22 protein-coding genes and 3 tRNA genes are annotated in these 22,578 nt (G+C 69.1%); 4 read left to right on the plus strand and 21 right to left on the minus strand.

From position 1 onward, the window contains the following. Nucleotides 1-47: 47 nt before the first annotated feature. From NMK34_RS27170 to NMK34_RS27250, 17 genes are all read right to left on the minus strand, one after another. Nucleotides 48-3,479 (minus strand): DNA-directed RNA polymerase subunit beta, encoded by a 3,432-nt coding sequence (locus NMK34_RS27170; protein WP_013288641.1) that lies wholly within the window; start codon nucleotides 3,477-3,479, stop codon nucleotides 48-50. A gap of 575 nt (nucleotides 3,480-4,054) precedes the next feature. Then, a complete protein-coding gene (gene rplL / locus NMK34_RS27175) occupies nucleotides 4,055-4,441 on the minus strand; it encodes a 50S ribosomal protein L7/L12 (protein WP_318335720.1) in 387 nt (128 codons plus the stop codon). 54 nt (nucleotides 4,442-4,495) lie between these two features. Then, a complete protein-coding gene (gene rplJ, locus NMK34_RS27180; protein ID WP_018784544.1) occupies nucleotides 4,496-5,041 on the minus strand; it encodes a 50S ribosomal protein L10 in 546 nt (181 codons plus the stop codon). Nucleotides 5,042-5,357: 316 nt separating this feature from the next. Further along, on the minus strand, nucleotides 5,358-6,047 hold the full coding sequence (locus tag NMK34_RS27185; RefSeq protein ID WP_318335721.1) for a hypothetical protein: 690 nt from the start codon (nucleotides 6,045-6,047) through the stop codon (nucleotides 5,358-5,360). Next, nucleotides 6,044-6,931 (minus strand): ATP-binding cassette domain-containing protein, encoded by an 888-nt coding sequence (locus NMK34_RS27190; protein WP_318335722.1) that lies wholly within the window; start codon nucleotides 6,929-6,931, stop codon nucleotides 6,044-6,046. Before NMK34_RS27190 ends, NMK34_RS27185 begins: the two co-directional genes overlap by 4 nt. A gap of 82 nt (nucleotides 6,932-7,013) precedes the next feature. Further along, nucleotides 7,014-7,730 (minus strand): 50S ribosomal protein L1, encoded by a 717-nt coding sequence (rplA, locus tag NMK34_RS27195; protein WP_135242081.1) that lies wholly within the window; start codon nucleotides 7,728-7,730, stop codon nucleotides 7,014-7,016. 88 nt (nucleotides 7,731-7,818) lie between these two features. Next, nucleotides 7,819-8,250, minus strand: a complete 432-nt coding sequence (gene rplK, locus NMK34_RS27200; RefSeq protein ID WP_013288647.1) for a 50S ribosomal protein L11 — start codon at nucleotides 8,248-8,250, stop codon at nucleotides 7,819-7,821. Between the two features lie 187 nt (nucleotides 8,251-8,437). Beyond that, on the minus strand, nucleotides 8,438-9,160 hold the full coding sequence (gene nusG, locus NMK34_RS27205) for a transcription termination/antitermination protein NusG (RefSeq protein WP_030501618.1): 723 nt from the start codon (nucleotides 9,158-9,160) through the stop codon (nucleotides 8,438-8,440). A 35-nt stretch (nucleotides 9,161-9,195) separates the two neighbouring features. Further along, a complete protein-coding gene (secE, locus tag NMK34_RS27210) occupies nucleotides 9,196-9,588 on the minus strand; it encodes a preprotein translocase subunit SecE (RefSeq protein WP_269697666.1) in 393 nt (130 codons plus the stop codon). A gap of 213 nt (nucleotides 9,589-9,801) precedes the next feature. After that, a tRNA-Trp gene (locus tag NMK34_RS27215) sits at nucleotides 9,802-9,874 on the minus strand. A gap of 127 nt (nucleotides 9,875-10,001) precedes the next feature. Next, nucleotides 10,002-10,394, minus strand: coding sequence for a MaoC family dehydratase (locus NMK34_RS27220; protein WP_262013098.1), 393 nt, complete (start codon nucleotides 10,392-10,394; stop codon nucleotides 10,002-10,004). Between the two features lie 4 nt (nucleotides 10,395-10,398). Continuing rightward, nucleotides 10,399-10,845: a MaoC family dehydratase N-terminal domain-containing protein gene (locus NMK34_RS27225; RefSeq protein WP_318335723.1), complete on the minus strand. Its 447-nt coding sequence runs from the start codon at nucleotides 10,843-10,845 to the stop codon at nucleotides 10,399-10,401. 118 nt (nucleotides 10,846-10,963) lie between these two features. Continuing rightward, entirely contained in the window at nucleotides 10,964-11,131 is a 168-nt protein-coding gene (rpmG, locus tag NMK34_RS27230; protein WP_013288652.1) for a 50S ribosomal protein L33, read from the minus strand. A 130-nt stretch (nucleotides 11,132-11,261) separates the two neighbouring features. Next, nucleotides 11,262-11,334 (minus strand) — tRNA-Met (locus NMK34_RS27235). Nucleotides 11,335-11,359: 25 nt separating this feature from the next. Next, nucleotides 11,360-11,432: transfer RNA gene (locus tag NMK34_RS27240), tRNA-Thr, on the minus strand. Nucleotides 11,433-11,528: 96 nt separating this feature from the next. Beyond that, on the minus strand, nucleotides 11,529-14,051 hold the full coding sequence (locus NMK34_RS27245) for a bifunctional diguanylate cyclase/phosphodiesterase (RefSeq protein WP_318335724.1): 2,523 nt from the start codon (nucleotides 14,049-14,051) through the stop codon (nucleotides 11,529-11,531). A 50-nt stretch (nucleotides 14,052-14,101) separates the two neighbouring features. After that, on the minus strand, nucleotides 14,102-14,239 hold the full coding sequence (locus tag NMK34_RS27250) for a hypothetical protein (RefSeq protein ID WP_175438858.1): 138 nt from the start codon (nucleotides 14,237-14,239) through the stop codon (nucleotides 14,102-14,104). A gap of 492 nt (nucleotides 14,240-14,731) precedes the next feature. Here NMK34_RS27250 and NMK34_RS27255 point away from each other — a divergent pair, with 492 nt between their 5' ends. Continuing rightward, the gene (locus NMK34_RS27255; protein ID WP_318335725.1) at nucleotides 14,732-15,280 is read left to right on the plus strand and encodes a hypothetical protein; all 549 of its coding nucleotides are present in this window, start codon (nucleotides 14,732-14,734) and stop codon (nucleotides 15,278-15,280) included. Between the two features lie 83 nt (nucleotides 15,281-15,363). On the opposite strand, the gene NMK34_RS27260 is transcribed toward NMK34_RS27255, so the two are convergent. The 4 genes from NMK34_RS27260 to NMK34_RS27275 all read right to left on the minus strand — a co-directional run bounded on the left by NMK34_RS27260 (nucleotide 15,364) and on the right by NMK34_RS27275 (nucleotide 20,730). Next, the gene (locus tag NMK34_RS27260) at nucleotides 15,364-16,659 is read right to left on the minus strand and encodes a pentapeptide repeat-containing protein (RefSeq protein ID WP_318335726.1); all 1,296 of its coding nucleotides are present in this window, start codon (nucleotides 16,657-16,659) and stop codon (nucleotides 15,364-15,366) included. Nucleotides 16,660-17,299: 640 nt separating this feature from the next. Beyond that, nucleotides 17,300-19,066: an AIPR family protein gene (locus tag NMK34_RS27265; protein ID WP_318335727.1), complete on the minus strand. Its 1,767-nt coding sequence runs from the start codon at nucleotides 19,064-19,066 to the stop codon at nucleotides 17,300-17,302. 105 nt (nucleotides 19,067-19,171) lie between these two features. Next, on the minus strand, nucleotides 19,172-19,867 hold the full coding sequence (locus NMK34_RS27270) for an HAD family phosphatase (RefSeq protein ID WP_318335728.1): 696 nt from the start codon (nucleotides 19,865-19,867) through the stop codon (nucleotides 19,172-19,174). Continuing rightward, on the minus strand, nucleotides 19,864-20,730 hold the full coding sequence (locus NMK34_RS27275; protein ID WP_318335729.1) for a GntR family transcriptional regulator: 867 nt from the start codon (nucleotides 20,728-20,730) through the stop codon (nucleotides 19,864-19,866). The genes NMK34_RS27270 and NMK34_RS27275 overlap by 4 nt, the downstream gene beginning before the upstream one ends. A 408-nt stretch (nucleotides 20,731-21,138) precedes the next feature. On the opposite strand from NMK34_RS27275, the gene NMK34_RS27280 reads away from it, so the two are divergent. The 3 genes from NMK34_RS27280 to NMK34_RS27290 are packed head-to-tail and all read left to right on the plus strand — an operon-like array spanning nucleotide 21,139 to nucleotide 22,564. Next, nucleotides 21,139-21,384: a DUF6284 family protein gene (locus NMK34_RS27280; protein ID WP_318335730.1), complete on the plus strand. Its 246-nt coding sequence runs from the start codon at nucleotides 21,139-21,141 to the stop codon at nucleotides 21,382-21,384. Further along, nucleotides 21,384-21,758, plus strand: a complete 375-nt coding sequence (locus NMK34_RS27285; RefSeq protein WP_318335731.1) for an RRQRL motif-containing zinc-binding protein — start codon at nucleotides 21,384-21,386, stop codon at nucleotides 21,756-21,758. Before NMK34_RS27280 ends, NMK34_RS27285 begins: the two co-directional genes overlap by 1 nt. Next, nucleotides 21,755-22,564: an ABC transporter permease gene (locus NMK34_RS27290; protein WP_318335732.1), complete on the plus strand. Its 810-nt coding sequence runs from the start codon at nucleotides 21,755-21,757 to the stop codon at nucleotides 22,562-22,564. The genes NMK34_RS27285 and NMK34_RS27290 overlap by 4 nt, the downstream gene beginning before the upstream one ends. Nucleotides 22,565-22,578 lie beyond the last annotated feature (14 nt).

The raw sequence follows: 22,578 nt of genomic DNA on the forward strand, positions 1-22,578 counted from the left end.
CAAGCCTGACCGCCCAGAGCGGGCCGGTCGGCCCCCGACCTCACCACTTACACCTCTTCGACCGAGCTCGGCTCGCGCCGGGACAGGTCGATGCCCAGCTCCTCCGCCGCCCGGAACACCTCGTCGTCGGTCTCGCGCATCTCCAGGGCCACACCGTCGCTGGAGAGCACCTCGACGTTGAGGCACAGCGACTGCAGCTCCTTGAGCAGCACCTTGAACGACTCCGGGATGCCCGGCTCGGGGATGTTCTCGCCCTTGACGATCGCCTCGTAGACCTTGACCCGGCCCAGGACGTCGTCGGACTTGATGGTCAGCAGCTCCTGCAGGGCGTAGGCGGCGCCGTACGCCTGCATGGCCCAGCACTCCATCTCACCGAAGCGCTGGCCACCGAACTGCGCCTTACCACCCAGCGGCTGCTGCGTGATCATCGAGTACGGGCCGGTCGACCGGGCGTGGATCTTGTCGTCGACCAGGTGGTTGAGCTTCAGGATGTAGACGTAGCCGACCGCGATCGGGTCGGGCAGCGGCTCGCCGGAACGACCGTCGAACAGCTGCGCCTTGCCGCTGCCGCCGATGAGCTGGTTGCCGTCCCGGTTGGGCAGGGTCGACGCCAGCAGACCGGAGATCTCCTCCTCGCGGGCACCGTCGAAGACCGGAGTGGCCACGTTGGTGTCCGGCTCGGACTCGTGCGCGTTGATCGAGCGGAGCTGGCGCTTCCACTCGGCGTCGTCGCCGTCCACGCTCCAGCCGGTCTTGGCCACCCACCCGAGGTGGGTCTCCAGGACCTGGCCGATGTTCATCCGGGACGGCACACCGAGCGGGTTCAGCACGATGTCGACCGGGGTGCCGTCCTCAAGGAACGGCATGTCCTCGATCGGCAGGATCTTGGAGATGACGCCCTTGTTGCCGTGGCGGCCCGCGAGCTTGTCACCGTCCTGGATCTTGCGCTTCTGGGCCACGTAGACCCGGACCAGCTCGTTCACGCCCGGGGGCAGCTCGTCGCCGTCCTCGCGGGAGAAGGTACGCACACCGATGACCGTGCCGGTCTCGCCGTGCGGCACCTTCAGCGAGGTGTCCCGGACCTCGCGCGCCTTCTCGCCGAAGATCGCGCGGAGCAGCCGCTCCTCGGGGGTCAGCTCGGTCTCACCCTTCGGGGTGACCTTGCCGACCAGGATGTCGCCGGGGACGACCTCGGCACCGATCCGGATGATGCCGCGCTCGTCGAGGTCGGCGAGCATCTCCTCGCTGACGTTCGGGATGTCGCGGGTGATCTCCTCCGGGCCGAGCTTGGTGTCCCGGGCGTCGACCTCGTGCTCCTCGATGTGGATCGAGGTGAGCACGTCCTGCTGCACGAGGCGCTGCGACAGGATGATCGCGTCCTCGTAGTTGTGGCCCTCCCAGCACATGAACGCCACCAGCAGGTTGCGTCCGAGCGCCATCTCGCCCTCGTCGGTGCACGGACCGTCGGCGATGACCTGACCGGCCTCGACGCGGTCGCCCTCGAAGACGACCGGCTTCTGGTTGACGCAGGAGCCGGCGTTGGAGCGGCGGAACTTGTGCAGCAGGTACGTCCGGCGGTGGCCGTCGTCCTGGTGGACGGTGATGTAGTCCGCGCACAGGTCCTCGACCACACCGCCGACCTCGGCGACGACGACGTCACCGGCGTCGACCGCGGCGCGGTACTCCATGCCCGTACCGACCAGCGGGGCCTCGGCCTTGACCAGCGGCACCGCCTGACGCTGCATGTTCGCGCCCATGAGCGCGCGGTTGGCGTCGTCGTGCTCCAGGAACGGGATCATCGCGGTGGCGACCGAGGTCATCTGCCGCGGCGACACGTCCATGTAGTCCACGGCGCCCGGCGCGACGTCCTCGGTCTCGCCGCCCTTACGGCGGACCAGGACGCGGTCCTCGGCGAAGGTGCCGTCCGACTTCAGCGGGGCGTTCGCCTGCGCCTTGACGAACCGGTCCTCCTCGTCCGCGGTCAGGTAGTCGATCTGGTCGGTGACCCGGCCGTCGATGACCTTCCGGTACGGCGTCTCGATGAAGCCGAACGGGTTGACCCGGGCGAACGTGGACAGCGCGCCGATCAGGCCGATGTTCGGGCCTTCCGGCGTCTCGATCGGGCACATCCGGCCGTAGTGGGACGGGTGCACGTCGCGGACCTCGAAGCCGGCCCGCTCGCGGGACAGACCACCAGGGCCGAGCGCGCTCAGCCGGCGCCGGTGGGTCAGGCCCGCCAGCGGGTTGGTCTGGTCCATGAACTGGGACAGCTGCGACGTACCGAAGAACTCCTTGATCGCCGCCACCACCGGGCGGATGTTGATCAGGGTCTGCGGCGTGATCGCCTCGACGTCCTGGGTGGTCATCCGCTCGCGGACGACCCGCTCCATCCGGGAGAGACCCACCCGGACCTGGTTCTGGATCAGCTCGCCCACGGTACGCAGGCGACGATTGCCGAAGTGGTCGATGTCGTCGGCCTCGTAGCCCTCCTCACCGGCGTGCAGCCGGCAGAGGTATTCCACGGTGGCGACGATGTCGTCCTCGGTGAGCGTGCCGGTGGTGATCGGCACGTCCAGCTCGAGCTTCTTGTTGAACTTGTAGCGCCCGACCTTGGCGACGTCGTACCGCTTCGGGTTGAAGAAGAGGTTGTCGAGCAGGGTCTGGGCGTTCTCACGGGTCGGCGGCTCGCCAGGGCGGAGCTTCCGGTAGATGTCGAGCAGGGCCTCGTCCTGGCCGGCGATGTGGTCCTTCTCGAGCGTGGTCATCATGAGCTCGGACCAGCCGAACTTCTCACGGATGCGCTCGGCGGACCACCCGATGGCCTTGAGCAGGACGGTGACGGCCTGGCGGCGCTTGCGGTCGATGCGAACGCCGACCGTGTCGCGCTTGTCGATGTCGAACTCCAGCCAGGCACCCCGGCTCGGGATGACCTTGACGCTGGAGAGGTCGCGGTCGGAGGTCTTGTCCGGCTGCTTGTCGAAGTACACGCCCGGCGAGCGGACGAGCTGGCTGACCACGACGCGCTCGGTGCCGTTGATGATGAAGGTGCCCTTCGGCGTCATCATCGGGAAGTCACCCATGAACACCGTCTGGCTCTTGATCTCGCCAGTGGTGTTGTTGGTGAACTCCGCGGTCACGAACAGCGGCGCGCAGTAGGTCAGGTCCTTCTCCTTGCACTCCTCGATCGAGGCCTTGACCTCGTCGAAGCGCGGAGCCGAGAAGGAGAGCGACATGGTGCCGGAGAAGTCCTCAATGGGACTGATCTCGTCGAGGATCTCCGCGAGACCCGAGCGTGCGTGCGGGTCGTCCGCCGACCGGCCCTGCCAAGCCTCGTTGCCGACGAGCCAGTCGAAGGACTCGTTCTGAATGGCGAGGAGGTTGGGGACCTCGAGGTGTTCGGTGATCCGACCGAAAGAAACTCGGCGGGGCGCGAATGCGCTCGACGTACGACTGGTCTTCGCAGGGCGGGAAGCTGCCAAGATGCGTCCTTCCGAGGACCGGTGCTGCAGAACGGCTGGTACGCGTGCACTCCAATGACCCCACCAGAAATATCCACAATCGGACATTTCCGAGCAGGGGTCAAGTCGGAAGGCAGCGCAAACTAGCAGTGTAGCCGAGAGGCTAACCGCTGTCCAGCCCAACCCGCAGGTCGTCGCGGAACAAGCCCTGGAACCTCGGAAAACCGGGTCGACCGGGCCGCTCGGAACGCGACGCTCCTGCCGGTCCGCTCGGGAGCCGCGGCGGCGGTGCTGCCGTTGCCCTTACCCGAGAGGCGGCCGTTGCAAGCGCGGAAGGTCTTGCTGATGTTCAGCGTGCCTGGCAGGCCGGTGCCGCGTCAAGGGCCGGTTACCGCTCGGGGTGTCTTTCCCACCGACGGGCTACCGACAGACGTCGCTGACCGGCCGATGAGAGGACGCTGTACGCCCTGCTCACGCCGTTCGCCGGCGGGTGGCACCAACACGGCGGGCGGTGACCCGGTCTCCCGGATCACCGCCCGCCGCGACGCGATGTGCCCCGGCTCACGTGAGCCGGACGCGCGTCAGGTGGAGCAAGGTCACTTGAGGGTGACCTTGGCGCCCTCGCCCTCGAGCTTGGCCTTGGCCTTCTCGGCGGTCTCCTTGTTGGCCTTCTCCAGGACGGCCTTCGGAGCGGCCTCGACCAGGTCCTTGGCCTCCTTGAGGCCCAGGCCGGTCAGCTCGCGCACGACCTTGATGACCTGGATCTTCTTGCCACCGTCGGCGTCGAGGATGACGTCGAACTCGTCCTTCTCCGGCTCGGCCTCGGCGGCCGGGGCACCCGGACCGGCCGGGCCGGCCATGGCGACCGGAGCGGCGGCGGTGACCTCGAAGGTGTCCTCGAACTGCTTCACGAACTCGGAGAGCTCGATCAGCGTCATCTCCTTGAACGCGTCGAGCAGCTCGTCGGTGCTGAGCTTCGCCATGTCTGGCGTCCTTTCTCGCAATGAAAACTAAGAACGTGGGTGCGCCGGGTGGCCTCAGGCCGCCTCGGCGCCCTCCTTCTCGCGCTTGTCCTGCAGGGCGGCCGCCAGACGCGCGGTCTTGGCGAGCGGAGCCTGGAACAGGGCCGCGGCCTTGCTCAGGTTGCCCTTCATGGCGCCGGCCAGCTTCGCCAGCAGCACCTCGCGGGACTCCAGGTCGGCGAGCTTCGTGACCTCGGCCGCGGAAATGGCCTTGCCCTCGAAGACACCGCCCTTGATGACGAGCTTCGGGTTGGCCTTCGCGAAGTCGCGAAGCCCCTTCGCCGCCTCGACGACGTCGCCCGAAACGAAAGTCAGCGCGGTAGGACCGGAGAACAGCTCGTCGAGCCCGGAGATGCCCGCATCGGCCGCGGCACGCTTGGCCAGCGTGTTCTTCGCGACCGTGTAGCTGGTCTCCTTGCCGAGCGAGCGCCGCAGCTGGGTGAGCTGCGAAACCGTGAGCCCGCGGTACTCGGTCAGCACGGTCGCTCCCGCGTTGCGGAAGCTCTCGGTCAGCTCGGCGACGGCCGTGGCCTTGTCGGCCCGGATCGGCTTGTCCGCCATGTCCCTCCTCTCTCGTTGCTCGGAGCTGGTACGCCGGCGGCGAGCCGAGGCTCGACGACGGCGGCGGAGGCATCACGACAACGAAAAAGCCCCGGCGCAGGGCGCACGGGGCGAGGGCCGGGACACGGGCACAGTCGGCGGACCGTGCGTGACACCGAGTTTCGCTTACCGCCCTGCGCGGGTCGCCCGTCGTCGCGGGACCTTCGACCGTGCCGGAGCACGGTGACCAGCGGTCTTTGGGTGGAACTACCGCACCAGGTTACGCGACGTACGCCGCAGCACCAAATCGCGCCGAGTGCTCCCGGTCACCCGTCGCTCAGGCCCGGGTACGCCGCGCCCAGGCGTACCCGGTCAGCGCCACCGCCGCCCAGAGCGCCGCCCAGCCGGTCAGCAGCAGGCCCTCGCCGGCCGCGACCGGCCCGGTGAGCGCCCGCGCGGTCGCCATCACCGGCGGGGCCAGCCACGGCACGACCGAGCCGGACAGCCCGAGCACCACGACCCCGACCGCGCCGGTGACCAGCACCGCCACCCCGTAACCGGCGCTGCGCGTCACCGCCCGGCTGCCGAGCGCGCCGAGCGCCACCGCAGCCGGCAGCGCGAGCAGGTGCGCCCAGAGCCCCAGGGCCACCCCGGCGAGCACCGGCCGCTCCCCCGGCCCGACGGCAGCGGTGACCCCGCCCAGCGGCCACGGCAGCGCCAGCGCGAGCAGCACCACGGCGAGCCCCGCCACCAGCGCCGCGATCAGCCCGGCCGCCCGTTCCCGGGCCGGGCCGGCCACCACCCGGGCCATCCGGCGCTGCACGTCGGGTTCCACGTCCAGCAGGATCTTGGTCTGCCAGGCCAGCACCGGGAACAACACCACTGCGGAGACGCCGTAGGCCTCCGCCGGCCGGGCCCGGCCACCGCCGTAGAGGACACCGAGAACGAGCAGGCCGGCCAGGACCGGCGCCAGCGCCCGTCCGGTACGCACGAAGCCGGCCAGCCGCAGCCGGACCAGCGCGATCACCTGGTCACCTCGGGCGCCGGCCCGGGCCGGGCGGAGCCCCCGGCCTCGGCACCGGCCTGGTCCGGGGAACCAGCGGCGGACGCGCCGTCCGGCCCGCCGGTGCCCGACCGGCCGGCGGAGGCCGGCACCGGGTGCGTGGCCGCGGGCGGGACGGCGTGTTCGCGTACCCGAAGGATCTGGTGGCCGTCGGCGCGCAGGCGGGCGACGGCGGCGGCCAGCCCGGCGGCCGGCACCGCCAGCTCGACCACGGCGACGGCCGCGCCGCCCGGCGACGCCTCCTCGGTCACCGTGCCGTCGGTGACCGACAGGTGCCGGGCGCCCGGGAGCCGGACCGTCTCGCCCCGGTGGTCGCTGACCAGCACCGTGCCGCCGCCGGCCAGCACCTCGCCGATGATCTCGGGGACCGCCTCGCGGGCGGTGGCGTCCAGCCCCTCCCAGGGCTCGTCGAGCACCAGCAGGCCGGGCGGACGCAGCAGCGCCTGCGCCAGGCCGACCTTCTGCGCGGTGCCCTTGGACAGCCGCGGCAGGCGTACGTCGTGGAAGGGAGTCAGGCCCAGCCGCTCCACCCAGTGGCGCACCGCCCGGTCGGCGGCGGGGCCGGGCAGGCCGGCGACGCGGCCCATCGCGGACAGGTAGGCCCCGACGGTGAACGGCTGGTCGGCGGGGAAGCGCTCCGGCACCCAGCCGACGACCGGCGGCCGGTCGGTGACCCGGCCCCGGCTCGGGCGCAGCACCCCGGCGGCGAGCTGGAGCAACGTGGACTTGCCGGCGCCGTTGCGGCCCAGCACCACCGCCGCCTCACCCGGGCCGGCCGCGACGTCGACCTGCCGCAGCACCCACGGGCCGTGCCGGTGGTAGCGGAGCCAGACGCCGTCGAGCCGCATGCGCCCGAGCGTGCCACACCGGACAGACGGACGGGGCCCCGCCACGGCGTGGTGGCGGGGCCCCGTCCGGGAGTACGCGTGCTCAGCCCTCGGCCGAGCCCTCCTGGAAGTTCTTCACGACCTTCGGGTCGACCGGGACGCCCGGGCCCATCGTGGTGGTGAGGGTGACCTTCTTGAGGTACGTGCCCTTGGCCGCGGACGGCTTGGCCCGCAGCACCTCGTCCAGCACCGCGGCGTAGTTGTCCACCAGCTGGTTCTCCGAGAAGGAGGCCTTGCCGATGATCAGGTGCAGGTTGGAGTGCTTGTCCACCCGGAAGGTGATCTTGCCGCCCTTGATGTCCGAGACGGCCTTGGTGACGTCCATGGTCACGGTGCCGGTCTTCGGGTTCGGCATCAGACCGCGCGGGCCCAGGATCCGCGCGATCCGGCCGATCTTGGCCATCTGGTCGGGCGTGGCGATCGCCGCGTCGAAGTCCAGCCAACCGCCCTGGATACGGGCGACCAGCTCGTCGGTGCCCACCTCGTCCGCACCCGCGGCGACGGCCTCCTCGGCCTTCGCGCCGGCGGCGAAGACGATCACGCGGGCGGTCTTACCGGTGCCGTGCGGCAGGTTGACCGTGCCGCGGACCATCTGGTCCGCCTTGCGGGGGTCGACGCCGAGGCGCATGGCGACCTCGACCGTGGCGTCGAACTTGGTGTTGGTGGTGTCCTTGGCCAGCTTGACGGCCTCGACCGGGGTGTAGAGCTTCGACCGGTCGATGACCTCGGCGGCCTTGCGGTAGCTCTTGCTGCGCTGCATTTCTGGTGACTCCTGTGGTCTCTGGCGGGCGCGCGGCGTGCGCGGCCCTCCCACGAACAGAAAGATCGGGTGGAGCGGTGGAGCGAGATCAGTCGGCGACGGTCAGGCCCATCGACCGGGCGGTACCGGCGATGATCTTCTCGGCCTGGTCGATGTCGTTGGCGTTGAGGTCGGCCATCTTCTTCTCGGCGATCTCACGCAGCTGGGCGCGGGTGACCGAGCCGACCTTCTCCTTGTGCGGGACGCCCGAGCCCTTCTGCACGCCGGCGGCCTTGATCAGCAGCCGGGCGGCGGGCGGGGTCTTCAGCACGAAGGTGAACGTGCGGTCCTCGTAGACGCTGATCTCGGCGGGGACGATGTCGCCCCGCTGGGACTCGGTCTGCGCGTTGTAGGACTTGCAGAACTCCATGATGTTCACGCCGTGCTGGCCGAGCGCGGGGCCGACCGGCGGCGCCGGGGTGGCCTGGCCCGCCGGGAGCTGAAGCGTGAACGTCTTGACGAGCTTCTTCTTCGGAGGCATGTCTCTTCCTGGGGCTTGGAACTGGGATTCTCGCCGGTCCGCGGGCGCGCACGGTCAGCGCGGTGCGGACAGCCGACGTTCTAGGGTAGCGCAGCCGTCGGCCACCCTCCGCGCCGAGGTCGGCGGACGGCGAAACGGCGCACCGGCGGCCACCCCCGGAGGGGCGGGCCGCCGGTGCCGACGTACGTCAGATCTTGGCGACCTGGTTGAAGTTCAGCTCGACCGGCGTCTCCCGGCCGAAGATCGACACCAGCACCTTGAGCTTCTGCTGGTCGGCGTTGATCTCGCTGATCGTCGCCGGCAGCGACGCGAACGCGCCGTCGGTGACGGTGACCGAGTCGCCGACCTCGAAGTCGAGAACCTTGACCTCGGGCTTGGCCTTCTTCTGCTCGGTCTCGACCGCCGGGGCCAGCCACTTGAGAACCTCGTCGAGGCTCAGCGGCGCCGGCCGGTCGGCCCGGTCGGTGGCGCCGACGAAGCCGGTGACCCCCGGGGTGTTCCGGACGCAGGAGTAGGACTCGGCGGTCAGCTCCATCCGGACCAGGATGTAGCCCGGGAAGACCTTCGCCTGGACCTGCGACCGCTTGCCGTTCTTGACCTCGACCTCTTCCCGGGTCGGCACCTCGACCTGGTAGATGAAGTCCTCCATGTCGAGGGAGGTGATCCGGGTCTCGAGGTTGGTCTTGACCTTGTTCTCGTAGCCGGCGTACGAGTGCACCACGTACCAGTCGCCGGGCGCGTAGCGCAGCTTCTGGCGCAGCTCGGCGACCGGGTCGAAGTCCTCGTCCGGGGCCGGCTCGGTGGTCGGGAACTCCGGCTCGCTGGCGGCCTCGACCGACTCGTTGTTGGCCGCCGTCGCCACCGTGGACTGGTCGTCCGGGGTTCCGGCGGTCTCGTCGTACTCAGGCACGCTCGCTCACTTCCGTCAGTATCGCTGTCCGCTGGTCAGCTGGGCTCGCCGAAGACCCACAGCACCGCCTTGGCGAAGCCGTAGTCCAGGCCGGCCACGATCGCCAGCATCACCGCGACGAAGGTGACCACCACGGCCGTGTAGGTCAGCAGCTCCTTGCGGGTCGGCCAGATGACCTTACGCAGCTCTGCCACGACCTCGCGGAAGAACCGCGCGATGCGGGCGAACAGCCCGATCCGCTCGGTGTCCTTGCGGGTCTTCCGGCCCTCGGCCGGCTCGGCCTGCGCCCGCTTGCGGGTCGCCGTGCCGCCCCGGGAGACCGGCTCGTCCGCGTCGGTGGCGTCGTCGTCGGCCACGTCGTCGACGGTCGCGTCGTCGTTCAGACGCTCGTCGCCGTCGTCCTCGCCGCGGCGCTTGCTCTCGGCCACTTCGCCCTCCGTGCGGGTATGGGGTCGCACGCCGGGCGGCGTGCGCGGCGTGTTGGTCACGCCGGCCGGACCAACCGTCCCGCGACGGGCCGCGGCCGGCGGACCGGCCGGGAGGGCCCGAACGCCTCGGAACCACCCCACCGATGCCACCACCACGGGCCGGACGCCACCGGTGAGGGCGGCGCGACCCACGGAACGGTCAGGCCTGAGGCGCAGGGGTGACAGGACTTGAACCTGCAGCCTGCGGTTTTGGAGACCGCTGCTCTGCCAATTGAGCTACACCCCTGTGCGGCAACTCACCTCCACTCGGACACGCTGTGCCGAGCGGGGGTCACTTGCCCCACGGCGGACCAGTGTACGGGTAGTCGTGCGACTTTCCCAACCGGTCTGCCCCTCGCGCGTCGGGCGAACCCTCAGCGCGTCGTGCGGATCAGAGCCCGAGCCTGCGACAGCACCTTCTCGCCCTGGCAGGTGGCGGTGATGTCGAGCCTGGTCAGGCCCGCATCGGTGACCTCCTTGACCACCGCCGACACCTCGATCTCGGTGCCCTCGTCGGTGTCCGGGACGACCACCGGGCGGGTGAACCGGACGCCGAAGTCGACCACCGCGTCCGGCGCGCCGGCCCAGCCGGCCACCGCCCGGCCGACCAGCGCCATGGTGAACATGCCGTGGGCGATGACGCCCGGCAGGCCCACGCCGGTGGCGGTGCGGTCGCTCCAGTGGATCGGGTTGAAGTCGCCCGAGGCGCCCGCGTAGCGGACCAGGTCCGCGCGGGTCACCCGGTACGTCTGGGTGGGCAGCTCCATGTCCTCAGCCCTCTCCGCGTACGACGATCTTGGACCACACGGCGACCACCGGCTCACCGCCCACGGTGCTCACGTCCGTGCGGGTGGTCAGGAAGCCGTGCCCGCCCCGGGTGGTGACCTCCTCGATGGTGTTCACGCACACCAGCTCGTCCCCGGCCACCACCGGCCGGGTGTACGCGAACCGCTGGTCGCCGTGCACCACACGGCTGTAGTCGACGCCGAGCGCCGGATCCTCGACGATCTGCCGGTTCGCCGCCATCGTGACGACCACGGGGAACGTCGGGGGCGCCACCACGTCGCGGTGGCCCAGCGCCCGGGCCGCCTCGGGGTCGTGGTGGGCCGGTTCGGTGGCACCGACGGCGGTGGCGAACTCGCGGATCTTTTCTCGGCCCACCTGATAGGGGGCGGTCGGCGGGTACGTCCGGCCGACGAAGGACGGGTCCAGGGACATGCCGCCGAACCTACACGGAAAACACGAACGCCGATCCGCCCGGTCGGGCGGCCCGGAGGCCACCCGTCAGGTGGATCGGCGTTCGAGAAGCTGCTGCGACCGGCTGCGCCGGCAGCGGTCAGCGGGTCTCGCGGTGGACGGTGTGCTTGCCGTCCCGGGGGCAGAACTTCTTCAGCTCGATGCGGTCCGGGTCGTTACGGCGGTTCTTGCGCGTGATGTAGTTGCGCTCCTTGCACTCCACACACGCCAAAGTGATCTTCGGCCGAACATCGGTCGCCTTCGCCACGGCGGAGTGCCTTCCTCGCTCACGGAACAACTACAGCGCGTCAGCCTACGCGCTGACGACGCGGACATGCAAAGTGGGCGCCTGTGGCGCCCGTCCCACCGGCCACCGGGCTGGGCCCGGAGGACGAGAGTAGCGGTGGCCGGACTTGAACCGGCGACACAGCGATTATGAGCCGCTTGCTCTGCCATCTGAGCTACACCGCCGTGGCGGGTCCAGCCGGACCCTCTGAGCCCCCTTACGGAATCGAACCGTAGACCTTCTCCTTACCATGGAGACGCTCTGCCGACTGAGCTAAGGGGGCCTGCCCGATCACCCCGGGGGGTGTCGCGCAGGGGAAACAGTACACGACCGCGTCGCGCAGGTGAAATCGGATCCCCCAGGCGCGTGTCCGCCCTGGTCAGGGCACCACTCGCAGGCGCGGCAGCTCCCCCGCGACCACCGTCTCCGGGTCGACCTGAGCGCCGAACCAGGCCTCCAGCCGCTCGTACGGCAGAGGGCGGCTGAACAGGAAACCCTGGCCGATCTCGCAGCCGATGTCCTGGAGCAGCTCCAGCGTCAGCTCGCTCTCCACGCCCTCGGCCACCACCGCCAGGCCGAACTGCTGGGACAGCGTCACCACCGCGTTGACGATCGCCAGGTCGCCCGGATCGGTCGCCATGCCCTGCACGAACGACCGGTCCACCTTCACCTCGTGCACCGGCAGCCGGCGCAGTTGCGCCAGCGACGAGTTACCGGTGCCGAAGTCGTCCACCGAGAGCCGGACACCGAGGTCACGGAGGCTGCGCAGGGTCGGTATGGGACGTTCGGTGCCGTCCAGGACGCCCGCCTCGGTGACCTCCAGCGTCAGCCGCTGCGGCGGTACGCCGTACTCGGCCAGCAGGTCGCGTACCAGCGCCGGGAAGTGCTGGTCGGTGAGCGTACGCGCGGCGAGGTTGACCGCGACGGACAGCGGCTGTTCGCCGTGGCTCCAGTCGCGGCTGCGCCGCAGGCTCTCCCGGAGCACGAACTCGGTGAGCCGGCCGAGCTGGCCGGTGTGCTCGGCCACCGCCACGAAGTCGTCGGGGGCGACAGTGCCGTGCGCCGGGTGCTCCCACCGGGCCAGGCACTCCACACCCACCAGGCGGCGGTCCCGCAGCGTGACCTTGGGCTGGAAGTAGACCTCCAGCTCACCCTCGTCCAGCGCGCGTTGCAGGTCGCCGGCGAGGCCGAGCCGGCGCAGCGACCGGGACTCCAGCGCCGGACTGTAGAGCTGGACGCTGCCCGGCACCGACTTGGCCGCGGTTGCCGCCAGGTCGACGCGTTGCAGCAGCGCCACCGCGTCGCTGCCGTGGTCCGGGTGGACGGCCACCCCGACGACAGTGTCGACGTCCAGGGTCAGCGAGTCGAAGACCATCTCGTCGCGGATCTGCTCCCGCAGCTGGGCCGCCAGCTCCAGGGCCGCATCGGTGCTCTCCAGCCGGAGCGTCACCAGGAACTCGTCCCCGCCGGCCCGGCCGACGAGCGCCGAGGAGGGCGCGCACGCGCGCAGCCGCTCGGCCACCTCCATGAGCACCTTGTCACCGGCGGCGTGGCCCAGCGACTCGTTGACCTGGCGGAGCCGGTCGACGTCGAAGAGCAGCAGCGCCACCACCTCGCCCGGCGCGCGGATCTTGACCGCCTCCGCCACCGACGAGGTGAGGCGCCGCCGGTTGGGCAGCCCGGTGAGCGCGTCGTGGTCGGCGTCGTGCCGCAGCCGGTCGACCAGGCGGGAGTTCTCCAGCGCCACCGCGGCGTGCGCGGCGACCGTCTCGAAGACGGGGATGTCGCCGGGGGCGAAGTGGCCGATGTCGCTGAGCCGGTTGGTCACCTCCAGCGTGCCGATCACGGCCTGGCCGGAGCGCAGCGGCACCACGATGGCGTCCTTGACCCGCTCCTCCCCCGCGGCCTGCCGCAACGCCGGATCTCCGCCGAGCCAGCGGCCGATCGAGAGGGTACGACCCTTCTTGTGCACCTGCTGGCGCAGGCTCGCCGGGGTTGGCGCCAGGTCCAGCAGGCCCGGCGTGTCCACCCGGGCGGTGAGCAGCACCTCGGGATGCCGCCCCTGGGCGGGCAGCCAGAGCGTGGCGTACTCGGCCTGCATCAGCGCGCGTACCCGGTCGAGCAGGATGTCGGCGAGCGACCGCTCGGTGCCGGAGGCGAGGAGACGGGTCAGCTCGTACATCCCGGCCAGCGTCCGGTGCTGCCGGAAGAACTGGGAGTAGGAGCGGTAGACCAGGACCAGGCCGCTGAAGAGGGCGGCGAGCAGCAGTGCCGACCACCACGTCGTCTTCAGGGCGATCAGGACGAGCAGGCCGATCGCCACGTTGATGCCGGCGGTGAGCAGAGCCGTCGGCATGCTGCGCAGCGCGTCCCGCCCGGCCTGCCAGCCCTGGAGCAGCACGTGCACACCGACCACGCTCACGAGGCTGACCAGCGTGACCACACAGACGGCGAGGAACAGCGAGCCCCAGGTGCCCGGCCCGACGTTCTTCAGCGGCGGCAGTGCCAGGAGCACGAGGCTCGCCAGCGAGGTGGCGGCGGCGGCCTTGGCGACGTTGAACCAGAGCTTCGCCGCACCGAAGCGATGCGAGGCGCTCCAGATCAGCACCGAGAGCGTATAGATCAGGACGACGCTCAACGGGGGCAGGAAGTAGAGCGCCACGATCAGTGGCACCTCGGTGAGCGTCACGCCCACCGACTGGCGCCGGACGTAGACGTTCAGCACCGCGAAGCTGATCCCCGCCATGACGACGAAGAACACGAAGGCGAGCGGCCACTTGCCGAACGGGTGGTCCGCCACCAGGGCGATGCACGTGCTGAAGACCACCGCCAGCAGCGCCAGAGGGGCGGTGACGAGCCAGGCACGTTCCGTTGACCTACGAGGTCGGCCCTGGCTTGCCATGCCCCTCCTACCCGAGACGTCGTCCGCCGGCTAGCGGACGACTCGATGATTCAGCGCGGGGTGTCCATCGTCCAGACGATGTCGGCGAGTTGCACCGCACCGGTACCGGGAAGGATGCCGAAGGCACCTGCGACGGCGGCGAGCACGAGGAGCGAGCCAAGCAGCCGGCCCAGCGTTCGACCAGACATGATTGCTCCTGTCGGGAGATTGCCACAGGGATGGTGAAGGTTTCCCGATCGTGCCACAAGCCTGAGGGGCAGAAAAGCGGAGAGGACCCGCCCAGCCCGAGTAGCTGTCAGGTTCCGCCGTTCGGCCCGGCCACCCACGACACGCAGCCAGGTCATGGGGGTGAAGGGACATCCGCCGCTTCGTCCACTGCGGATTCCCACCTTCACCCACGAAGGGGATCAAGTCACGCGAAACCCCACCCCACCAACCCCGGGCCACCCGGCCGGCTCCGCCTGGCCGATCCGTCCGGTGGATCGCCACCGGACCCGCGGGCATTGACCACCATACCTGCCCCTGTCATGAACGCCAGAGGATGATTCCCTCATTCACGCCCGAACAGCTCAGGGTGCACCAGACGGCCGCCAGGGCCCCGGGCCCGGGTTGTCGCCGGACGGCAGGCGGTGACCGATATCGGGATGACCGGTCCGGCTCCGGCGGCGGACCATGTGCCGGTGCCCGTCGACGACCCGCTCACTCGCCTCCAGGACGCCACCGCCCTCTGGAGCATCCGCCAGGGCACGGCGGCCGACGTGATCGAGGCCGCCTGTGACTGCCTCGTGGCAGGCGTCGACAGCCCGTCGCTGCGAATCCTGGCCGGCGTCTCGCCCTCGGCCGGCAGTCAGGAACTGATCCAGTGGCTCGAACCGACCCTCGACGAACTCGGCCTGACCTACTTTCCCGAAGGCGGTCAGGAGGGTGAGGACGCTGCCGTACGCGTCATGGCGACCAGGCTCCTCGCCGGCGCTCTCTCCCCGCGCGAGCCGGCACGGTGGGCCCACTCGGTGATCGGACACGACGGCACACCGCTCGCGGAAGAGCTGGTGATGCTCGACGACCTCTACGACACGCTGGAGTACGGCGAGGAGACCGAAGCGGACATCGATGCACGCGTTCGCGCCGAAGCGCGGCACTTGACCGCTTCTGCGCCGTCGCGGCGTCAACAGCTCAGCAGGGCAAGCAGACCGCAAGATCGACCGCCACCCTCTGGCGATCATAGTTAGTTGTCGGCGGCTGGGCCCTGCACACTAACGACGACGGCCCCGAGTCAGCATTCCTGCCGTCCAGCCCGGCTGGTGACACACGTTCACGCAGTAGGCATACGTAGCCCTTCCGGCGGATTCCCGTCCGGCCATTGGTCGAATTTCGGCGGCACGTCCAACCGCGCATTGTCGAAGGACACCTCGCCACCGGTGAACATCGCCCGGTCGAAGGACACCTCGCCGCCCGTGAACATGGCCCGGTCGAAGGACACCTCGCCGCCGACGAACTTCGCTCCCTCGAAGGACGCGATCCCGCCGCTGAACGTCGCTCCCTCGAAGGACACCACTCCGCCGCTGAACGTCGCCCCGCCGCCGAAGATCGAATCCCCGTCGAAGGACACCCGCCCGCCGCTGAACTTCGCCCACTCGAAGTACACCCGCGTTCCGCTGAACGTCGCCCGCTCGAACGACACCACACCGCCACTGAACGACGCCCCGCCGAAGGACACCACCCCACCACTGAACGTCGCCCCGCCACCGAAGAACAGATCCCCGCCAAAGGACACCCGCCCGCCGCTGAACTTTCCCCGCTCGAACGACACTGCTCCACCACTGAATGTCGCCCCGCCGAAGGACACCACCCCGCCGCTGAACGACGCCCCGTCGAAGGACACCCGCCCACCGTTGAACATCGCCCTATCGAAGTACACCGTTCCGCCGCTGAACGTCACCCCCTCGAAGGACACCGCCCCGCCGCTGAACGTCGCGCCGCCGAAGGACACCACCCCGCCACTGAACGTGGCGCCAGAAAGGTCACCACCGTCGAGAACCGCGCCGGTGAAGTCGAAGTCGAAGCCGCGCCATGAGGTCGGATCTTCCTCTGGAAGACGCAAGCGCCTGCCGATGAGTCGAATGACGGTATGACGTACCTCCCTCTCCTCGCGAGCGACCCGAGCAGCCTCCGTGGTCGCCGTCGACGCTTCGTCGTCGGCCTGCGTCGCAGCTCCGCCTGGCGCCTCCGACGGCGGGGTGTAGGGCATACGGAGGTAGGCACAGAGGACATCGATGCAGGTATGCCGACCATCTCGCCAGTCGTCTGCGAGCACGGCCATCGCGTACACCCCGGCCAACCGCACCGCCGCCTTGTCCGAGCCGAGTTGTTCGGACGCCTTGGCGAATCGCTCGTTGAACAGCCGAATGCCGTTACGGTCGGTTTCGACATCGGCGCGACCCTCGGCCGCCTCGGCGCGGAGATCGGCGGCATGCGCCAACCGGTGGGCGAACTCGGCCAGTTCGTTCGCGTGCTCCGCAACGCGCTGCCGTCGGTACGCCACCACGAGGGCTGCGACGCCCCCGACACCCGCCACCACGGAGAAGACCAGCTTCAGAAGGTCGAACAACGTGGCCGCCGTGACGGTGTCGTCCCGACGGAGGCTGGGCCAACCGGCGTACCAGAACGCTCCGGCAACCAATGGCTCCAACGACCAGCACCGCAGCCACGATCACCAGGGCCATCGACCGGCGGATGCTCCAAAGCCGGAGCGCCGGCACCGGACCATCAGCTGGTGCGACTGGTGGAACCCCAACGGTGGCAGGCACCGGGGGCAGAGATCGACCTTCAGGCTCCACGCTCACCTTGGTAACCGATTGGAGCAAGCAGCCGATTCACGTTCCCAAACAGGCCGTTGTCTCAGGTCAGCGAACCTTGATCGGTCCGACGTCCGGCTGGACTCAGCCGAACTCCTCCGGGCAGATGACAACGGCCCCCGATCAGCATTCCTGCTGGTCAGGGGCCGCATCTGCACCTGGTGGCGGGTAGAGGATTCGAACCTCTGTAGCTTTCGCGACGGATTTACAGAGCGCCAAACGCAAGTCTTTGACCAGCACAAACACGGAGCGACGAAGACGCGGCGACACAGATGTGACACAGGGCCGACCTCTGCGGACACAGGCGGCCCGCCCGGAGGGGATGGCCCTGCCTCCCCTCCGGCCTCCATCACGAACAGCCGGGAGGCCCCGGCGCGCGGGCGGAGCGAGGACTTAACTAGTGCGGACAAGCGACGAAAAGGACTCGTAAAGTGGCCGGTTGGCCGTCCCCGTAGCCTCAATCAAGCTTTGGAAAGTTTGAATGGCCTGCCGCACCTTCTCCGCATTTTGAAGGTTTCTGTCAGCTGCGTCGCTCAAGCGATCGCAGAACGGCAGACACGCCTGCACCACCGGCGACCAGCGTACGATCGCGTCTTTCGGAGAGCATCCCGTGCCGAAAGACAGCCCGAAACGGTCCACTACTGCGTAGCCGAGGATTGCTTCCATGCTCTCAGCAACAGCAGCAACGAAGAGCTGGATAGCACCACGTTGGCGGAAGAAGCTAATCTGCCGCTGCTGCGATTGCGTCCGGACTTTTTCATCCAGGTCAGCAATTTCCTTCTTAGCCGCTTCTACCGCTCTCAGCAAAGCGTAGGTGAAGACGATGTGCCTCGCCGATGTACGCTCATTGAAGAGGTCTGCATACGTGCCATCGTCATCCCAGATTCGCCGCGTGTCGTTATAGGCTAGGTTAGGCCGACCGTGGAAGGCGGCGAGCGACTGAGCTACTGCACCATCGGCGACAAGGTTCTTTTGCCGCTCAATCGCATCGCTAACGCCGCCGCGCCGCCCTCCCCTATAAGTGGCCTCAGGGATTTCGGAAAACTCCGCTCGCAGGCGCTCTTGCACAACATCCTTGCTGCGGAAATCTGCTGCTTCAACCTTGTTCTGAGTGTTGTTATAGCGCACGATTTCGGCGAGGATGGCCGGGCTATCACACTTAACGAACCTGGCCATCACGTTGAGGCTTTCGATTCCCTCTGCCTCAGCATCAGCCAGGGTGCCGATCGACCCAGTGGTCTGAGCGCCGTTGACGATGCCAATCCCGGTAATCTCCAGGTCCTGAGCATCATCCCTGTCCAACGAGGGAACGAGGCGAAAGTCATTCACAAGGATCGTTAGCCCGTTGTTGTAGATCCAGAATTGGTTTGGATCTTGCCGGGCAGTCGACTTGATGCCGAAGTTAATGTTCCGCTCGGCTTTGACAATCCCCAGGTAGTCGCGGACGTTTGGCGACAGCAAATTCGTCTCGTGTTCCTTCCAGACGCTTCGCAGCCAAGATCCGGGGACCGATGTGCAGAAAGCTCTCCAATGTTCGGCACTGATCGTGAAGCCCCCCGATACGGGAACCCGAAAGCTATCCGATACGGCGATAGGCGCTCGCGTCCTTTTATAAAGCTCGGCAAGGGTGGCTTGTCCGATCTCACGGCCTACGATCGAAGTCACTTGGGCGTCGGGGAAGCCGGAAGTGACGATACTCTTCGCCGTCCTAGCGGCCTGCTGCAACTCATCCCGCACGTTTGTGGATTCGTTCTGGTTATGTACATACCAGAGATCAATCTCTCGGATCGTCTGGTCAGAAATAGCGCCTCTTACATGCAGAGCTGCCGATTTTAGGTTGTCGGGCAAGCCATTCACGTCGCCGCTCAAAAGCCAAGCCACTGCCGTGTTGAGATCGCTAGCCTTCGACGCCGGAGCTGTCCTAGTTCCCGGCGACTGCGCCTCGTAACCTTGTGCGACGACAAGCCGGCCACGGTCGCGATCCACATAGACCAGGTCGCACTTCTTGTCGTTGTTGCCGTCGGTCAGCGCGTCTGCCGCCACGGACTCAATGTCGTCCATCCCGAACTGCAACTGGAGGGCGAATAGGAGCAATCCGTTACTCCCATAAGCCGCGAGATCGTCACGCTTGCCGTACGCCGCCAGAGCCGGGTTGCTCACCTGAGTCTCCTCGTTCAAAGAATCGTCGCGAGTGTAGCGGTAGCCACGGCGACACGCGCGCCCCAATCCCCGCGCCTCCCAGGTGGCGAGGGAGATGAAGGCATCTCACTCACTGGACAGGGCGATCAGCACTTCCGCTATCGCGCCCATGCTGGTGACCACCGCGTCCGCCCCGGCGAGCCGGAAGGCGTCGACTTTGGCTGGCCGATTCGCGTAGCCGATCACCGCGACCCCGGCGGCCCTCGCTCCCTCGATGTCCGAGAGCGAGTCCCCGATCAGCACGCACCGGGCCACCGGCTCGCCGAGGGAGCGCACGGCTTGCAGGATCGGTTCGGGGTTGGGCTTCATCCGGTCCGGCTCGGCGTACGCCCGGCCGACGACCGGCGACACGTGCTCGGCGAGCCGGTGCGCCGCGAGGTAGGCCGTCACCGCGCCGGCTGAGTTGTTGCTCACCGCCGCCACCGGCATCCCGGCCTGCCGGGCCGCCACGATGACCTCCCGGCCGTACGGCGTCGGCGCCGCAGTCTCGACGGCTCGGCGCTCGGCCTCGCAGAGCGCATCCTCTACGGCCCGCGTGACGCCGTGGTTGCCGCCCGCGCCCGCCCGGCGGAGCACTTCGAGCGGGTCCGGCTCGCTGGCAAGCTCCGGTGACACGTCGACCCCGTGCCGCCGCAACACGTCCACAAGTTCGGCCGCGACCTGCGGCGCGGGATACCCGGCGAAGATGCTGCACACCGGCCCGTCGAAATCGAGCAGCACCGCGCCGACCTCGCCGAGCAGGTGGCCAAGGTCGGCGCTCATCCGTCGTACCGGTAGGCGATGGTCGACCACACCGAGTCGAACCACTGGCGGGACGCTTCCACGAACTGTGTGCCGTGAGACGTGTCGTCGTCGGTCACGGCGTAGTGGAACAGCGGCACGTCCTTGCCCATCAGGTCGTAGATCGCCATGGGCTCACCCTTGATCGAGACCGTGCGCTCAACGACCGGGTAGAAGCCGTAGAAGACCTCTTCCCCGTTCAGGATGTAGAGCTTGAACAGGGGCGACGCTCGGTGCATCCGGACCTCTACGGTGGTCGACCGGATCAGGCCGAGGTCGCCCAGCTCGGCTACCTGGTCGATGATGCCGTCTGCCGCCCGGCGCGTGATGCGCTCGGCTCGCTCTCGCACCGCCGGATCATCCGCCTGAGTCTCGGCCCGAGCCGGCAGCGCCATGGGCACCGTCATGTCGGAGATCAGGACCCGTACCGCGATCGTCTCCGGCGCGAGCCTGCCAACTCGCACCTTATCGAGCGCCTCGGCGAGCGCATCTCGCAGCGTCTCGCCGGAGAATCCGGCGAAGTCGATGGTGACGTGCGGCCTCTCGAATGAGGCTTCGATGTGTGGCCGCAGCTCCACGGCCCTCTGCGTCTGTGCGCGGACGAACGCCCCGCTGCCCTGCCGAGACACGATCAGCCGCTCTGCCCGGAGCAGGTCCAAGGCTCGCTTGACCGTTTCCCGCGCCACGCCGTAACGGGCGGCTAGGTCAGGCTGCGACGGCAGCTTGTCACCGGGTGCGAGTCGACGCGTGAGGATGGCCGCCCGCAGCTTGTTCGCGATCTGCTGCGAGGCCTGTTTGGGGTCGTCGGGATCTAGCTCGCCGAGAAAGTCAAGGTTCTCACTCACCCGCTCACGGTAGCGCTGACTAGCCAAGTTGGGAAAGTTCGCCGCGCCCTCTTGACCTGACTAGCCAAGCCGGCTTACGTTCGTCGCGTTGGACCTGGCTAGCCAGGTACTACAAGCCGAGCGGAAGCCGGGGAAGGCAGCGCCTGCGCTGCGCGCCCACGGGCCGGTCGTGTGGTCGTTCATTCAGAACTGAACAGCAGAAGCGCCGCGTAGATCCGTCTGCGGCATCCCCGCCTTGAGCCACACGGTGGCCGACCCCGGTGTCTTCCCGGGCGAGCGGGGCGAGCGGGCCGGATCCGGCGCGCGGCATGGACTTCTGCCTCTTGATTTCTGTTCGTCCCGGGGTGCCGCCGGTCTGGTCGCACCCCGGGGCTTTCCCGACTTCAGCGATTCTCCCGGAGGTTTCTCGTGAGGAAGCACCTTGCCCCCGTGGCCGCCGAGCCGACCGCCGCCGACCTGGCCGCGATCGACACGGAGTGGCCGCTGATCGCCGCCGAACTGGACGTACTCGACGCCGAGATCACGATGCTCTACGCCGAGGACCACGGCGGCCCCTCGCCGCTGGACTGGCGGCGGTTGCGCCGGGCCGAGGCCCGCGTCACCCGCGCCGCCGCCGACCTGAACACCCGCACCAACCCGCACCGCGCGGCCTGATGTCCCGCATCCGCGCCGCCTTTCACGATCCGGACGGGGCGCGGTACGGCATCCCCACCTACTGGTGGCGAGGTGCCCCGCCCGGCTACGCCACCCGCCGCCAACTGACCGCCGCCGGCCTACGCCCCGGCGGTCAGCCGATCGCCGCTCAAGTGCTCTGGCGCGGCATCGGCGGCACCCGCACCGCCTACCTCTACCGGCTCGACCTGGCCCGCCCGAAGCGCAGCGCCACACCCGCCCAACTCCGCGCGGTCCGCGCCGCGCTGCTCGCCCGCCGCACCTGCCCGACCTGCCGGCAGGTACGCGGCTACTACATCCCGCGCTCGCTCGGCGAATGCCTCGCGTGCGCCTATCCGTTGGAGGACGCAGCATGACCGCCCCCACGATCAACGGCACCCGCTACCCGCAGCCCATCGAAGACCTGTTGCCCGCCGCCCGAGGGCTGGACCTGCCCGAGGGGCAGCGGTTCCCGTCCCGGAACCGGCTGATGCGCGAGTTCCGCATCGGCGCACCCAAGGCCGGTGAACTCCTGGCCCTGCTCAGGGCCGAGCCCGCGACCCCGCCGGCCGACAGCACCGCCCCGGACGCCACGGACCCGGCCGACGCACCGACCGTGCCCGAGCCCGCCGCACCCGTCGCCCCGGAGGCGGTGGACCCGACGCCCGTTCCGAAGATCACGCCGTCTGAGCCGGACGACGAGGCCACGCCGGTCAGTCGCCCGGACACGCCCACCCCGCCCCTGACGCCCGCGCCGGTGCGTTCGGCGGTGGTGTGGCCGGTGGTGCTGCTCGCGCTTCCGGCATTCGTGGCGATCTGGTCCGGGTGGGTCGGACTCGGAGGACTCACCGGATTCGGCGTGGTGCACCCGCTGCCGGGAATCTGGGACAGCTTCTCCATCAACTCCGCGATCACCCTGCCGATCGGGGTGGAGACCTACGGCGCGTACGCGCTGTACGTGTGGCTGTCCGGCCGGGTGCCGCAGCGGGCGCGCCGCTTCGCGAAGTGGTCCGCCATCGCCTCACTCCTGGTCGGCGCGCTCGGCCAGGTCGCCTACCACCTCTTGGAAGCCGCCGGCGTCACCTCGGCCCCGTGGTGGATCACCACCGCCGTCGCCTGCCTCCCGGTCGCGGTACTCGGCATGGGCGCCGCACTCGCACACCTCGTCCGCACCCACGACTAGCGCCGCCCGGCGGC

Source organism: Micromonospora sp. BRA006-A (assembly GCF_033433935.1).
GTDB classification, from domain to species: domain Bacteria; phylum Actinomycetota; class Actinomycetes; order Mycobacteriales; family Micromonosporaceae; genus Micromonospora; species Micromonospora aurantiaca.

Coding starts and splice junctions, on each gene's coding strand:
- rplL (WP_318335720.1), bottom strand. CDS start 4,441: ATGGCGAAGCTCAGCACCGACGAGCTGCTCGACGCGTTCAAGGAGATG.
- rplJ (WP_018784544.1), bottom strand. CDS start 5,041: ATGGCGGACAAGCCGATCCGGGCCGACAAGGCCACGGCCGTCGCCGAG.
- NMK34_RS27190 (WP_318335722.1), bottom strand. CDS start 6,931: ATGCGGCTCGACGGCGTCTGGCTCCGCTACCACCGGCACGGCCCGTGG.
- rplA (WP_135242081.1), bottom strand. CDS start 7,730: ATGCAGCGCAGCAAGAGCTACCGCAAGGCCGCCGAGGTCATCGACCGG.
- rplK (WP_013288647.1), bottom strand. CDS start 8,250: ATGCCTCCGAAGAAGAAGCTCGTCAAGACGTTCACGCTTCAGCTCCCG.
- NMK34_RS27220 (WP_262013098.1), bottom strand. CDS start 10,394: ATGGAGCTGCCCACCCAGACGTACCGGGTGACCCGCGCGGACCTGGTC.
- NMK34_RS27225 (WP_318335723.1), bottom strand. CDS start 10,845: ATGTCCCTGGACCCGTCCTTCGTCGGCCGGACGTACCCGCCGACCGCC.
- NMK34_RS27245 (WP_318335724.1), bottom strand. CDS start 14,051: ATGGCAAGCCAGGGCCGACCTCGTAGGTCAACGGAACGTGCCTGGCTC.
- NMK34_RS27250 (WP_175438858.1), bottom strand. CDS start 14,239: ATGTCTGGTCGAACGCTGGGCCGGCTGCTTGGCTCGCTCCTCGTGCTC.
- NMK34_RS27270 (WP_318335728.1), bottom strand. CDS start 19,867: ATGAGCGCCGACCTTGGCCACCTGCTCGGCGAGGTCGGCGCGGTGCTG.
- NMK34_RS27285 (WP_318335731.1), top strand. CDS start 21,384: ATGTCCCGCATCCGCGCCGCCTTTCACGATCCGGACGGGGCGCGGTAC.
- NMK34_RS27290 (WP_318335732.1), top strand. CDS start 21,755: ATGACCGCCCCCACGATCAACGGCACCCGCTACCCGCAGCCCATCGAA.